The organism is Corynebacterium sp. UMB2355A (assembly GCF_033877495.1).
Taxonomy (GTDB): Bacteria; Actinomycetota; Actinomycetes; order Mycobacteriales; family Mycobacteriaceae; genus Corynebacterium; species Corynebacterium pseudogenitalium.
This window is the reverse complement of record NZ_CP138855.1, coordinates 234,962-249,030: the sequence shown is the minus strand read 5'-3', so window position 1 is coordinate 249,030 and position 14,069 is coordinate 234,962. Positions and strand designations below refer to the sequence as shown.

11 protein-coding genes are annotated in these 14,069 nt (G+C 56.9%); 9 read left to right on the top strand and 2 right to left on the bottom strand.

Going from position 1 to position 14,069, the window contains the following annotated elements; translation table 11 throughout:
• The first annotated feature begins 1 nt into the window (after position 1).
• Positions 2 to 1,291, top strand: a complete 1,290-nt coding sequence (hisS, locus tag R0V12_RS01215) for a histidine--tRNA ligase (RefSeq protein ID WP_070477031.1) — start codon at positions 2 to 4, stop codon at positions 1,289 to 1,291.
• 6 nt (positions 1,292 to 1,297) lie between these two features.
• Here the strand turns inward: hisS and R0V12_RS01210 are convergent, their stop codons facing one another.
• On the bottom strand, positions 1,298 to 2,692 hold the full coding sequence (locus R0V12_RS01210) for an L-serine ammonia-lyase (protein ID WP_070362384.1): 1,395 nt from the start codon (positions 2,690 to 2,692) through the stop codon (positions 1,298 to 1,300).
• Positions 2,693 to 2,720: 28 nt separating this feature from the next.
• Positions 2,721 to 3,599: a KPN_02809 family neutral zinc metallopeptidase gene (gene ypfJ / locus R0V12_RS01205; RefSeq protein WP_070362385.1), complete on the bottom strand. Its 879-nt coding sequence runs from the start codon at positions 3,597 to 3,599 to the stop codon at positions 2,721 to 2,723.
• A 138-nt stretch (positions 3,600 to 3,737) separates the two neighbouring features.
• Here ypfJ and aspS point away from each other — a divergent pair, with 138 nt between their 5' ends.
• The 8 genes from aspS to aroC all read left to right on the top strand — a co-directional run bounded on the left by aspS (position 3,738) and on the right by aroC (position 13,993).
• Positions 3,738 to 5,513, top strand: a complete 1,776-nt coding sequence (gene aspS, locus R0V12_RS01200; RefSeq protein ID WP_070477189.1) for an aspartate--tRNA ligase — start codon at positions 3,738 to 3,740, stop codon at positions 5,511 to 5,513.
• 145 nt (positions 5,514 to 5,658) lie between these two features.
• A complete protein-coding gene (locus R0V12_RS01195; RefSeq protein ID WP_070477033.1) occupies positions 5,659 to 7,029 on the top strand; it encodes a replication-associated recombination protein A in 1,371 nt (456 codons plus the stop codon).
• Positions 7,030 to 7,077: 48 nt separating this feature from the next.
• Complete coding sequence (alaS, locus tag R0V12_RS01190) at positions 7,078 to 9,744, top strand: alanine--tRNA ligase (RefSeq protein WP_320072691.1); 2,667 nt, start codon at positions 7,078 to 7,080, stop codon at positions 9,742 to 9,744.
• Between the two features lie 110 nt (positions 9,745 to 9,854).
• Positions 9,855 to 10,349, top strand: coding sequence for a Holliday junction resolvase RuvX (gene ruvX, locus R0V12_RS01185; RefSeq protein ID WP_070362388.1), 495 nt, complete (start codon positions 9,855 to 9,857; stop codon positions 10,347 to 10,349).
• Positions 10,346 to 11,512, top strand: coding sequence for an endolytic transglycosylase MltG (mltG, locus tag R0V12_RS01180; RefSeq protein ID WP_070477037.1), 1,167 nt, complete (start codon positions 10,346 to 10,348; stop codon positions 11,510 to 11,512). Before ruvX ends, mltG begins: the two co-directional genes overlap by 4 nt.
• Entirely contained in the window at positions 11,512 to 12,333 is an 822-nt protein-coding gene (locus tag R0V12_RS01175; protein WP_070477039.1) for a shikimate dehydrogenase, read from the top strand. The genes mltG and R0V12_RS01175 overlap by 1 nt, the downstream gene beginning before the upstream one ends.
• 3 nt (positions 12,334 to 12,336) lie before the next feature.
• Entirely contained in the window at positions 12,337 to 12,759 is a 423-nt protein-coding gene (locus R0V12_RS01170) for a prepilin peptidase (protein ID WP_083290772.1), read from the top strand.
• 22 nt (positions 12,760 to 12,781) lie between these two features.
• Positions 12,782 to 13,993, top strand: coding sequence for a chorismate synthase (aroC, locus tag R0V12_RS01165; protein ID WP_070477042.1), 1,212 nt, complete (start codon positions 12,782 to 12,784; stop codon positions 13,991 to 13,993).
• Positions 13,994 to 14,069: the final 76 nt, after the last annotated feature.

The following is a 14,069-nucleotide window of genomic DNA, read 5'->3' as shown; positions in this document are numbered from 1 at the left end:
CGTGAGTGATACGAAGAAACCCCAAAAAGAAAAGTTCAAGGCACTGAGCGCTCCAAAGGGAGTGCAGGAGTACGTGCCCCCGGCGTCGTCGAAGTTCCTTTATGTCCGCGATGAGTTCGTGCGACAGGCGCATGTTGCGGGTTTCCAACACATCGAGCTTCCGGTTTTCGAAGACACAACTCTTTTCGCCCGTGGTGTCGGTGAATCTACCGATGTTGTGTCGAAGGAAATGTACACGTTTGCCGACCGTGGCGGGCGTTCTGTGACCTTGCGTCCAGAGGGGACTGCAGGCGTCATGCGTGCAGTGATCCAACACAACCTTGACAGGGGTTATCTGCCGGTGAAACTGAACTACGCCGGTCCGTTTTTCAGATACGAGCGTCCGCAAGCTGGCAGGTACCGCCAGTTGCAGCAAGTTGGTGTCGAGGCAATTGGCGTCGACGACCCCTTGCTTGATGCGGAGATTATCGCACTTGCGGATCGTTGCTACCGGAGTGTTGGGTTGAAAGGCTTTCGCCTCGAGCTGACAAGCCTTGGCGATCACACCTGCAGGCCCGCATACCGGGAAAAGCTCCAAGCTTTCCTCAAGAAGCTCCCGTTAGACGAGGAGACGCAGCACCGCGTGGAAATCAATCCGCTTCGTGTTCTGGACGACAAGCGTCCGGAGGTACAGGAGCTTCTAGCCGATGCGCCGTTGATGCTGGACCACCTCTCAGATGCGTCTCGCGAGCACTTCGAGACTGTTACCGGGACGCTGAAGGATATGGGGGTTCCGTTTGTGATTAACCCGCGGATGGTGCGAGGCCTTGACTACTACACAAAGACTACTTTCGAGTTTGTGCACGATGGTCTTGGGGCTCAGTCGGGAATTGGCGGAGGTGGACGTTACGATGGCTTGATGGCGCAGATCGGTGGCCAAGATCTGTCAGGCATCGGATTCGGGCTTGGCGTTGATAGGACAGTGCTCGCGTTGGAGGCTGAGGAGGTGGCGCTCCCGAATCTGGATCGTCGCGTTGAGGTGTTCGGCGTAGCAATCGGTGAGGAGGCTCGCCGCAAGATGAGCTCGCTTATCGACGAGCTCCGTGCCGCAGGAATTTCAGCTGACATGGCGTACGGTGGTCGCGGTTTGAAAGGCGCAATGAAAGGCGCTGACCGGGCGGGTGCGCGCTTTGCTCTCGTGCTCGGGGACCAGGAGCTGACGAACGGGGAAGTGGCGGTCAAGAATCTGGAGAGCCACGAACAAGTTGCCGTTCCGCTTCAGGCTACGGCCATTATTCAGGCAGTGAGCTAGCCTGATTTAGCACTCTGTGATGTTGACCGGGAGGCCAAGCTGTACAGCGAGGCCTCCCATTGACGTCTCTTTGTACTTGCTCATCATGTCGTGGCCTGTCGCTGCCATCGTTTCTACTACATCATCGAGCGTGACTTTATTGGTTCCATCACCAAGCTTGGCTAGGCGGGCCGCGTTGATTGATTTCACCGCTCCGATGGCATTTCGTTCTATGCAAGGAATCTGCACAAGGCCAGCCACTGGATCGCATGTGAGTCCGAGGTTGTGCTCGAGGCCAATCTCGGCAGCGTTCTCTATCTGCTGCGGAGTGCCGCCCAGAATTGCGCACATACCGGCTGCGGCCATGGACGATGCGGACCCTACCTCGCCCTGACACCCGACTTCGGCACCGGAAATAGAGGCGTTCGTCTTAATGATGGCGCCGATCGCTCCAGCGGTCAGCAGGAACTGATGCGCAGCATCCCGGTCGAAGTCGTCGGTAAAATCCCGGCAGTAGTGCATGACGGCCGGGATAATCCCCGCCGCACCATTCGTCGGGGCGGTCACGATGCGCCCGTGCGCGGCGTTTTCCTCATTGACAGCGAGAGCGTACAAGTTGACCCATTCCATCGCGTCAAGGCCGCGAGATGCGGAGGCCTCGTATTCGGCCGTCAATAAGCGATGTAGCCGAGGAGCGCGGCGACGAACTGATAGTCCACCTGGAAGCTCACCTTCCGTTTTTAGGCCGTGGGCGACGCACTCTTGCATGGTGTCCCAGACCGCGTCGAGGTGAGCATCCAGGACGTCCTTGCCGTGTATCGCTTCTTCGTTCGCACGCATGAGTTCTGCGATAGATAGCTGATGAGTTTCGCACTGGCGCATTAGGGACGCACCATCGGAAAATGGGTAGGGGACGTTAACCGCATCGCGTACGGTGGCGACGCCCGCCTGGTCGCGGTTTGCTTCCATCTGCGTGCGGTCGAGGATAAAACCACCGCCAACGGAGTAGTACTCTTTACGGGAAGCGATGCGCACGCCCTCGGCGTTCCACGCATCGAAAATCAGGCAGTTTGGGTGCTTAGCGACGGGCACCGGGTTCATCGCGACTTCATAGTCGAGTTCACGCTCTGGACCTTGGATGTGCCCTCGTTCTGGAATGAGCTCACCAGGAAGCGGCCGGGTGTCCGCAGAAGTAGTAAGTGGGGTATAACCGACAAGTCCCAGTAGCACAGCTCGGTCGGTTCCGTGGCCCACACCCGTTGCCGCCAAGGAGCCTCGCAGCTCAACCTTGACTGCGGCGGGCGCTTCACTCAAATCCTCGATAAATGCAAGCGCGGCACGCATAGGGCCCACCGTATGAGAAGACGATGGGCCGATTCCGATGCTGAACAAATCAACGACGCTGACTGCATTGTGTGACATGCGCGCGATGTTACATCACCAGAAAGATTTAGCTGTTGTAGACGCCACGGTTGAGAGTGTCGCAGGCGGACATTTTGCCGGTCCTGTACCCGGACATAAACGCAGTCTTTCGCTGCTCAGAAGAACCATGTGTCCAGGTATCAGGGTTGACGTCGCCGCCCGAGCGGCGTTGGATGTTGTCGTCCCCGATAGCCTGTGCGGTCTCAATTGCAGCGAGGACGTCGTCTTCAGTTAGCGGCTCAAGCAACGCGTTGTCACCCTTGTCCGCGTAATGCGCCCAGATACCCGCGTAGCAGTCGGCCTGCATTTCGATAGCTACGGCAGCAGAATGCTCACCAGGATCGTTATAGTTGCTGAGGCCGAGGGTGCCCTCAATCTGCTGCACGTGGTGTCCAAACTCGTGAGCCGTCACATACATTTGCGTGAACGGGGCGTCGTTCCCGCCGAGTGCATTGAGCTGCTCAAAAAACGTGGTGTCAAAGTACGCTGTTTGGTCGGCGGGGCAATAGAAAGGACCGGTAGCTGAGGAAGCATAGCCGCAGCCAGTCTGCGTCGCGTCCCGGAACAAGGTGAGGCCTGGTTCGGTGTAGTCAAGGCCAGCTTGCTCTGGCAAAAGCGTTTTCCAAACACCGTTGACGGATACGCCGGCTGCCTCGACCCGGCAGTCGTCGTATTTGTTAGCAGCGTTGTCCTCGTTGCAATGCTCCAAGGAGTAGCTCGAATCCGGCTCTGTGCCGGATGGAGATTGCTCGATGAGATCAGCCGGATTTCCGCCCAGTGCAATAAAGAGAACTATGAGTACAAGTCCACCAATACCACCGCCTGCGGCGATTGGGACGCCACGCCGCCCACCTGAACCAGTCTTTGCGTAGCCACTTCCGCGCTGATAGTTGCTGTTAAACGTCATGGGACAAGCATGCCATAGACGCAGGCGTTTATGGGGAATTGGTACGGTCTTCGGACCCGTCCCTTCGCATGCGAGACAAAGGGGGTACACTTTCAACAGTTAATGTTGTACCTCACGTGGAAGGACGTGGAACAGACTGTGCTGCGCACTCATCTCGCGGGCGAGCTCCGCAAAGACCTTGAAGGACAAACCGTCACGCTGGCAGGTTGGGTAGGCCGTAGGCGCGACCACGGTGGCGTTATTTTTATCGACTTGCGTGACCGCTCTGGCTACGCGCAGGTGGTTTTTAGGGATTCGGAAGTCGCTGAAGCTGCGCACGATTTGCGTAGCGAGTACTGCATTCAGGTAACTGGTGTTGTTGAACCACGCCCAGAGGGCTCGGCTAACCCGAACCTTGCGTCGGGTGAGATCGAGGTCAACGTTTCTGAGCTGAAGGTGCTCAACAAGGCTGCTGCGCTGCCGTTCCAGATTGAGGACGCCTCTTCGAACGAGGTAGGCGAAGAGACTCGCTTGAAGTACCGCTACCTTGACCTTCGTCGTGAGCGACAGGCCGCAGCACTTCGCCTCCGCGCAGCGGCGAATCGCGCAGCACGTAAAGTGTTGGATGCGAATGATTTCACGGAAATTGAAACGCCAACGTTGACCCGTTCTACCCCTGAAGGTGCGCGTGATTTCCTGGTGCCGGCGCGTTTGCGCCCTGGTACCTGGTATGCATTGCCGCAGTCGCCACAGCTGTTCAAACAGCTTTTGATGGTCAGCGGCATGGAACGCTACTACCAGATCGCGCGCTGCTACCGCGACGAAGACTTCCGTGCGGACCGCCAGCCGGAGTTCACACAGCTCGATATCGAGGCCAGCTTTATCGACCAGGACGACATCATCGCTCTCGCGGAGCAGATCGTTGTTGAGTTGTGGAAGCTGATCGGCTACGAGGTCTCTACTCCGATCCCGCGCATGACATACAAAGACGCGATGGAGAAGTACGGCTCGGACAAGCCTGACCTTCGTTTCGATATTCAGCTGGTGGACTGCACTGAGTTTTTCAAGGACACGACCTTCCGCGTCTTCCAGAACGACTACGTCGGTGCCGTTGTCATGGATGGTGGCGCTTCGCAGCCCCGCCGTCAGCTTGATGCCTGGCAGGAATGGGCAAAGCAGCGCGGCGCGAAGGGCCTGGCGTACATCTTGGTGCAGGAGGACGGCGAGCTCGGTGGTCCTGTTGCGAAGAACATCACCGAGGAAGAGAAGGCCGGCATTGCAGCACACGTTGGTGCGAAGCCTGGCGACTGCATCTTCTTCGCAGCAGGTGACGCGAAGAGTGCACGTGCATTGCTCGGCGCAGCGCGAGGGGAAATCGCTCGCAAGCTTGGCCTGATTAAGGAAGGCGATTGGGCGTTTACTTGGGTGGTTGATGCCCCTATGTTCGAACCGTCCGCTGACGCGACAGCCTCCGGAGACGTTGCGCTTGGCCACTCGAAGTGGACCGCTGTGCACCACGCGTTTACCTCGCCGAAGCCAGAATTCAAGGCAGACTTCGAGAAGAACCCAGGCGAAGCTCTGGCATACGCATACGACATTGTCTGCAACGGCAACGAAATCGGTGGCGGATCCATCCGTATTCACGAGCGAGACGTCCAGCAGCGTGTCTTCGAAGTCATGGGCATCACCGAGGAAGAAGCCAAGGAGAAGTTTGGCTTCCTGCTTGAGGCATTTGCTTACGGTGCGCCACCGCACGGCGGCATCGCATTCGGCTGGGACCGCATTGTGTCCTTGCTTGGCGGGTTTGACTCCATTCGTGACGTCATTGCCTTCCCGAAGTCCGGCGGCGGCGTAGACCCACTGACGGATGCGCCTGCGCCTATTCCAGACGAGCAGCGTAAAGAGACTGGCGTTGATTTTAAACCGAAGAAGTAGCGTCGACATTGCGCACGGATGAGCCGGCGCAATGAGACAAACGCGTGCCGGAGCGTCGGCAACCGTGTAGGTTGTTGGGGCTCCGGCTTTTCTCACAGGTGGTCGGCCTGCCGGGACTGAGCGGTAGTTTTTGAGGAGAGTAAACATGTCGCAGGGTGATCTATTCGGTAACTCCTTACCGACTAGTGGCCAGCAGACTGCCAATGATGGTAGCGCACAACGTGGCTCAGACTTTTTTGCAGCAGGTCACGGTGCACCCCTCGCTGCCCGAATGCGCCCTCAGAGTTTGGATGAAGTTGCTGGGCAGCAGCATCTTCTTTCCGAGGGCAAACCTCTACGTCGACTTGTAGAAGGATCGGGTGCAGCCTCAGTGATACTTTACGGTCCACCCGGTACTGGTAAAACAACCATCGCTTCGTTGATCGCCAAAACAATGGGGCAAAACTTCGTTGGTCTTTCTGCACTGTCTTCAGGGGTGAAGGAGATCCGCGCGGTCATCGATGCAGCGCGTAGAGATTTGATCTCGGGTGAGAGTACGGTCCTGTTTATTGACGAGGTTCATCGGTTTTCTAAGACTCAACAGGATGCGCTGTTAGCGGCCGTCGAGAATCGCACGGTGTTGCTTGTAGCGGCTACGACAGAGAATCCGTCGTTTAGCGTGGTAGCCCCGCTGCTTTCACGCTCGTTGCTTCTGAAACTTGAATCCTTGTCGGCTGAAGACCTCGGTGTGGTGATAGATCGAGCGATACAAGACGAACGTGGGCTCGCGGGTTCCGTGAAGCTTGCCGACGACGCGCGAGCGCAACTCATAGCCTTGGCGGGTGGAGATGCACGCCGCAGTTTGACGTACTTGGAGGCAGCTGCAGCATCAGTTGAACCGGGGGAGACAATCACTCTTGATGTCGTGAGGGAAAGCGTGAACCGTGCGGTGGTGCGTTACGACCGGGACGGCGACCAGCACTACGACGTAGTTTCCGCATTCATCAAGTCGATTCGAGGCTCAGATGTCGACGCAGCGTTGCACTATTTGGCACGGATGATTGAAGCTGGTGAGGATCCTCGCTTTATAGCGCGCAGGCTGGTCATTCATGCTTCGGAGGACATTGGTATGGCCGATCCATCAGCGTTGCAAACTGCAGTTGCCGCAGCGCAGGCGGTACAGCTGATCGGGATGCCTGAGGGTCGACTGACACTTGCACAAGCGACGATTCATTTGGCTACCGCGCCAAAATCGCCAGCAGTGATTCAGGCGATTACGCGCGCCCAGGAGGACGTGCGCGCGGGAAAGATCGGCCCGGTTCCAGCGCATTTACGGGACGGGCATTATGAGGGCGCGAAAGCGATGGGCAATGCAGTCGGTTATGTCTACCCGCATGATGACCCGAAGGGGGTAGTACAACAACAGTACATTCCCGACGGCTTAGAGGATGCGGTCTACTACACACCAACGGGCCACGGTGACGAGCGAAGAATTTCCGGGTTCTTGGGTAGGCTGCGTAGGTTAGTACGTGGTTGAGGGGTAGAGTAGTTCGAGATTGATTCGAACTTGAAAGGAAACTACTCCGTGCAAACCCATGAGATTCGTGAGCGCTTTACGCAGCACTTCGTTCGTGCAGGACATACACCAGTTCCGAGCGCATCGCTTATCTTGGACGATCCGACACTGCTGTTCGTGAATGCGGGCATGGTTCCGTTCAAGCCGTATTTTCTTGGCCAACAGAACCCTCCCTTTGAACATGGGAAAGCGACTTCGATTCAAAAGTGCGTGAGAACGCTTGATATTGAAGAAGTAGGTATCACGACTCGCCACAATACGTTTTTCCAGATGGCCGGCAACTTCTCCTTCGGCCAGTATTTCAAGGAAGGCGCGATTACTCACGCATGGGAGCTGCTGACGGGCAGCGTAGAGGATGGCGGTTACGGCCTCGACCCAGAGCGGCTGTGGGTGACGGTGTATCTGGATGACGACGAGGCTGCTTCGATTTGGGAAAACAAGATTGGGGTAGATCCGTCGCATATCCAGCGAATGGGCATGGAGGACAACTTCTGGTCCATGGGTATTCCTGGGCCATGTGGTCCGTGCTCGGAGATCTACTATGACCGTGGCCCTGAATACGGTAAAGAGGGCGGGCCAATCGCTGACGATAACCGCTACATGGAGATCTGGAACTTGGTCTTCATGGAGTCGATTCGCGGTGAGGGCGACAAGAAGGGCAACTTTGAGCTCGTCGGAGAGCTGCCAAAGAAGAACATCGATACCGGGCTAGGCATCGAACGCGTTGCCTGCCTGCTGCAGGGCGTCGACAATGTGTATGAAACAGATCTGCTCCGCCCCGTTATTGACGCGGCAGTTGAGCTTACCGGCACTAAGTACGACGCAGGAGTGCACGAAGATGATGTAAGGTTCCGCGTGATTGCGGACCACTCGCGTACAGGCATGATGATCATTCTCGATGGTGTTACGCCGTCGAACGAGGGGCGCGGTTACATTCTGCGCCGCTTGCTGCGCCGAATTGTTCGCTCTGCACGTCTTCTAGGCGCAACTGGGAACGTGCTTGAGGTCTTCATGAACACCATTATGGATACAATGACGCCGTCGTTCCCGGAGATCGCGAAGAACCGGGAACGTATCCTGCGGGTTGCTTTGGCTGAAGAACGTGCCTTCTTGAAGACCCTCGAATCCGGTACACACCGATTCGACGAAACCGTCGAGCAACTGCGTGCATCCGGAGCGAAGACTCTGCCTGGTCAGCAGGCATTCGAACTCCACGACACGTACGGTTTCCCAATTGACTTGACGTTGGAGATGGCGCATGAGGCCGGACTTGACGTCGATATGGACGCATTTAACTCCGCCATGCAGGAGCAGCGAGCTCGGGCGAAGGCTGACAATAAAGCGAAGAAGCACCGTAACGTTGATGAATCGCTCTATCGGGAGTGGGTGGACAACCACCCGACCGAGTTTGTGGGCTATTCAGAACTTGAGCATGATGCCCGAGTTCTCGGTCTCGTCCGCGACGGTGACAAGGTGAACGAGGCTGCGGAAGGCGATGAGGTCGAGGTTATTCTCGACGTCACTCCGATGTACGCCGAAGCCGGCGGCCAGATGGCCGACCGCGGTCTGATTCGCGTCGGCGATACGATGTTGCAAGTTCATGACGTGCAGAAGATCGGCAAGAAACTGTGGGTGCACAAGGCAACCGTGGAACATGGCGGCATTGGCCTCGGCGATCAGGTACAAGCTGAAGTTGATGAGAAGTGGCGTCATGGGGCGCGACAGGCGCATACCGCTACCCACCTCATTCACGCTGCGCTACGTCAGGTGCTCGGCCCAACCGCTGTCCAGGCTGGTTCGATGAACAAGCCTGGCTACCTGCGTTTCGACTTCAACTACACCGAACAGCTGACTGATGCTCAGCTCCAGGAGATTGCAACCATTACGAACCAGGCGGTGGACGCAGACTTCGCGGTTAACACCATCGAAACTTCGCTATCAAAGGCGAAGGAAATGGGCGCGATGGCGCTATTCGGCGAGAACTACGGTGACCAGGTGCGGGTGGTAGAGATCGGCGGGCCGTTCTCTATTGAGCTGTGCGGTGGTACACACGTTGAGCACTCGTCACAGATTGGACCTGTTGCTGTGCTCGGCGAGTCTTCTGTTGGCTCTGGCGCACGCCGTATCGAGGCGTACTCCGGCATGGACTCCTTCCAGTACTTTTCGAAAGAAGCTGCACTGGCCTCGGGGCTCGCTGCCGAGCTCAAGACTCCAACAGGCCAGCTGCCGGAGCGCATTGCGCAGCTCACAGAGCGGCTCCGAGCTGCTGAAAAAGAGATTGAGAATTTGCACCGTCAGCAGTTGCTGTTGAAGACTGGCGAGTTCTTGGACCGCGCAGAGACCATCGGTGCGTACAAGGTGATTGCTGCGAAGCTGCCCGACGGTATCGAAGCTGGCGATGTTCGCACCTTGGCGAACGACCTACGCGGCAAGCTGGAAGGTGAGGCCGCGGTCATTGCGCTGGCCTCTGATAACGGCGGCAAGGTGCCGTTCGTGTTTGCAGCTACCAGTGCGGCGGTAGAGAGCGGGATCAAGGCTGGCGAACTTGTGAAGTCCTTCGGTGAATACGTCAACGGGCGCGGTGGCGGCAAGCCGAACCTTGCTCAGGGCTCCGGCTCTTCCGCTGATGGTATCGATGCCGGCTTCAAGGCAATCCGCGACGTACTTGGTGCCTAAGCCCCGTAAGCACGGATCAATAGTGCGACACGCCGTATTTGGATATCCGTTGTCCCAAAAAACCAGTAGGTTTTAAGGGAAGGCACAGAGTAAACGGTTGGAGTGATGGTATGACGGTGCAGCCCGATCGCCCCGGGGTTCAAGATCCCGGGCCGGGACGTCGCCTCGGAATTGACGTCGGTACAGTTCGTATCGGTGTCGCATCGTCAGACCGTGATGCAAAGCTAGCGACTCCACTTGAGACTGTTGCCCGTGTTACAGGATTTAAAGATCGCGACGGAGCAGATATCGATAGAATCATCGACATCATCGACGAGTACAAGATCGTTGAAGTTGTTGTTGGTCTGCCACGCGATTTAAAAGGTCACGGCTCACGTAGCGTCAAACACGCGAAAGAGATCGCGTTCCGGATTAGGCGACGATCTGGGCTTCCCGTAAGAATGGCTGATGAACGTCTAACAACTGTTGCTGCAGCTCACGCCTTGCGTGCGAGCGGCGTGAACGAGCGCGCTGGTCGTAGTGTGATTGATCAAGCTGCGGCGGTTGAGATTTTGCAATCCTGGCTGGACGGCCGAACGAATTACTTCAAGGAGAATCAATCGTGACGACCCCAACAACCTCGAAACGACGTACACGGGGCACGGCGGTGCTCGTAACGTCGATCTTGCTGATCATTGGATTGATTGCCTGGATCGCGGTGATGCGTAACGGCACGAACGCCGATTTTAACGGTACCGGTAATGGTGAGGAACAAGTCGTCGAGATCCCCGAGGGCTCGAACATTTCGTCGCTGGGTCCTGAGCTTGAAGAACGTGGCATTGTTGCTTCGAACGGAGCGTTCCAGACTGCAGCTGCGAATAATGCGGACTCGGACAACATTCAGCCTGGATTTTACCGCTTGGAAGGTGAGATGAGTGCGGACAGCGCCGTGGCTGCGCTGCTTGACCCATCCAAGCGCGTGACGCCACTACAGGTTTATGGGGGTGCAACGCTCATGGATGTCAACGTAGTTGGTGGGCAACGGCGTCTTGGTATCTTGTCCATGATTCAGCAAGTTTCTTGTGGTGAGGAAGTTAAACCTGGTTGCGTTACTGTTGAAGAGCTGCACCACGTTGCGGCCGATGCGGATCCGGCGAGCCTCGGCGTTCCAGAGTGGGCACTCGAGGTAGTGAACGCTCGAGCGGGAGACGCGAAACGTCTTGAAGGACTTATTGCTCCGGGTGAGTACATCGTGGATCCAGGGGCGTCTGCCGAGGCCGTGCTCACTGATTTGATTACGCGATCTGCAAAGCAGTATGAAGCGACAGACATAGTCACGAGGGCAAAGTCAGTTGGATTGACTCCGTACGAACTCGTCGTAGCTGCATCTCTGGTTGAGCGTGAGGCTCCCGCCGGAGAGTTCGATAAGGTGGCTCGAGTTATCCTGAACCGTCTCAAAGAGCCTATGCGTCTCGAGTTTGATTCGACCGTCAACTATGGGTTGCCCTCTGTTGAGGTTGCGACGTCACGTGAGGACCGTGAGCGGGTCACTCCTTGGAACACGTACGCGATGGATGGACTACCGCAAACGCCGATTGCATCACCATCGATGGAAGCAATTGAGGCGATGGAGCGGCCTGCAGAAGGTGATTGGCTGTTCTTTGTGACCATCGATAAGGATGGCACGACAGTCTTTAACCGCACTTTTGATAAGCATTTGGAGGATACGCAGCGCGCGTATGACTCTGGCATTCTCGATTCTCAGCGCGAAGGAAATCGGGAGCAGTAATGTACCAAGCAGCCGTCCTCGGTTCCCCGATTAAGCATTCACTCTCACCGGTCTTGCACCACGCTGGGTATAAGGCTCTGGGGCTCGATGATTGGCGTTACACAAGGATTGAGTGCGTCGAAGCAGACCTTCCCAGGGTCGTGCTTGAGGCGGACGAGAGTTTCCAAGGGTTTTCAGTTACGATGCCCGGCAAGTTTGCCGCGTTAAAGGTTGCGGATCGGGCAACCGATCGGGCAATTGCGATCGGGTCCGCGAACACCCTGGTCCGCACGCACCAGGGGTGGCGGGCGGATAACACTGACTGCGAAGGAGTGCTGTACGCGCTTCGCCGTTTGCTTGGCGGAGCAGATATCCAACGAGCGGTTGTGATCGGCGCCGGCGGTACTTCTCGGGCTGTGATTTGGGCCCTTCGGGAACGAGGGGTTGAGGAAATTACTGTTATCAATCGTTCAGATAGGAGCGGCGAGCTTCGAGGACTGACGGAAGGCATTAGGTGCAACTTCGTATCTTTTGACAGTGATCTTTTCAAAGTTACGGCTGCTGCTGACGTGGTTGTTTCGACTGTCCCCGCAGATACGCTGCGGCCCTATGTTCAGCAGCTGGCTCACGCCCCGTTGCTGGATGTCATATATGATCCGTGGCCGACTCCGCTGGTATCCCAATCTGCCGCGAACGGTTACAAAGCAGTCGGGGGGCTGACGATGCTAGCGGGGCAGGCGTTCTCACAGTTCGAACAGTTCACGGGACGCAATGCGCCGCGTGACGAAATGGAAACGGCGCTCGTGGAGCATTGGACCGCGTTAGAGCAGCAAAGTCACTAGAAGATGGCGGGGGGAGCTGTTTGGGGCGCGGTCGCTCTGGGGTTGGCCTGGTCGATACTGACATGCTGGTACGACCTGAAATACACGAGGTTGCCTAATTGGCTCACGTTGCCACTGTGCGTTGTAGCTGTCATTGCCGTCGCGTTCGAGCCCTTCTTATCTGTGGGTATGCTTTGGCCTGCTACCTATTTGCTGTTTGGACAGGGCATTGGTGGCGGTGACATCAAACTCGCGCTTCCACTGGGAGTTGCTTCAGCAGCGGCTGGGGGATTCATCGGTGTTATTGTGGCGTTGTTTATAAGCAGCTTCTGCACGGTATGTTTCGCGTTACTCGTGAGGTCTCGCCGTGTTCCACATGGCCCGTCGATGGTGTTGGCGAGTTGGGCAGTAATTGGAATCTATGCTGGAAACTGCATCTTCTCATGAGAAGTGTGACAGAATAGCCATCATGTTTCGCTGGACCACTGCCGGAGAATCCCACGGCCAAGCCCTGATAGCACTTGTTGAGGATATGCCTGCTGGCGTGCCAATTACTGAGCAGGAGATCGCACATCAGCTCGCTCGTCGCCGTCTCGGGTATGGACGCGGCGCGCGGATGAAGTTTGAGCAAGACAAGCTGGAGCTGCTCGCTGGAGTTGTGCACGGCACCACGATTGGTAGTCCGATCGCGATTCAGATCGGCAATACAGAGTGGCCAAAGTGGACGACGATTATGTCTCCGCATCCGTTGGATACTTCGAATGAAGATGTGCAGAAGGCCATGTCGTCTGGGCGTGGTGCAAAGTTGACTCGTCCGCGACCAGGGCATGCGGATCTTCCAGGCATGATCAAATACGGATTCGATTCGGCACGACCTGTGCTTGAGCGTTCGTCAGCACGTGAGACGGCTGCGCGAGTCGCCGCAGGAGCGGTTGCGCGTGCGCTTTTGCGTGAGGCCCTGGGCGTTGAGGTGTTTTCGCACGTGGTTTCAATTGGGGACTCAGTGCCTGATCGTGACGTGTTGCCTTCGTTTGCTGACATTGATGCTATCGACGCCTCCCCGGTACGTGCCGCGAGCAAGGAAGCAGAAGCCTCGATGGTTGCGTGTATCGAATCCGCAAAGAAATCAGGGGACACCTTGGGTGGAGTCGTCGAGGTAATTGTCGACGGCCTCCCTATCGGCCTGGGCTCCCACATCTCTGGGGAAGCACGCCTCGACGCTCAGCTTGCGGGCGCCTTGATGAGCATTCAATCCGTGAAGGGCGTCGAAATCGGAGATGGTTTTGAGACTGCTACGCGCAGAGGGTCGCAAGCGCACGACGAGATTACGTTGAAAGATGGCCGGGTTCAGCGGCTGTCTAACCGAGCCGGTGGTCTTGAGGGTGGTATGACCAACGGTGAGCAGCTTCGTGTGCGAGCTGCTTTCAAGCCGATTTCTACGGTGCCTCGCGCGTTGCAATCTATCGATATGGCTACCGGCGCGGAGGCCACGGGTATTCATCAGCGATCCGATATCTGTGCTGTCCCAGCGGGAGGCGTGGTCGCAGAGGCGATGGTGGCACTTGTGCTTGCGGAAGCGACATTGAAAAAGTTCGGTGGGGACAGTCTCGACGAGTTGAGGCGTAACATTGCGTCGTATCAGCAATACGTTGCGCAGCGCTTCCGTTTTGATGGGGAGTAGTCCGCAAAGAAAGGATGACTGTGAACGCAGATACAGGTTCCCGACCAGCCGTAGATGAGGTTCTAGGGTCGTGCGA

What these genes read in the sequence shown, in the direction of transcription:
- R0V12_RS01210 (WP_070362384.1), bottom strand. Translation starts at nt 2,692, where the DNA reads ATGTCACACAATGCAGTCAGCGTCGTTGATTTGTTCAGCATCGGAATC.
- ypfJ (WP_070362385.1), bottom strand. Translation starts at nt 3,599, where the DNA reads ATGACGTTTAACAGCAACTATCAGCGCGGAAGTGGCTACGCAAAGACT.
- R0V12_RS01195 (WP_070477033.1), top strand. Translation starts at nt 5,659, where the DNA reads ATGTCGCAGGGTGATCTATTCGGTAACTCCTTACCGACTAGTGGCCAG.
- ruvX (WP_070362388.1), top strand. Translation starts at nt 9,855, where the DNA reads ATGACGGTGCAGCCCGATCGCCCCGGGGTTCAAGATCCCGGGCCGGGA.
- R0V12_RS01175 (WP_070477039.1), top strand. Translation starts at nt 11,512, where the DNA reads ATGTACCAAGCAGCCGTCCTCGGTTCCCCGATTAAGCATTCACTCTCA.
- R0V12_RS01170 (WP_083290772.1), top strand. Translation starts at nt 12,337, where the DNA reads ATGGCGGGGGGAGCTGTTTGGGGCGCGGTCGCTCTGGGGTTGGCCTGG.
- aroC (WP_070477042.1), top strand. Translation starts at nt 12,782, where the DNA reads ATGTTTCGCTGGACCACTGCCGGAGAATCCCACGGCCAAGCCCTGATA.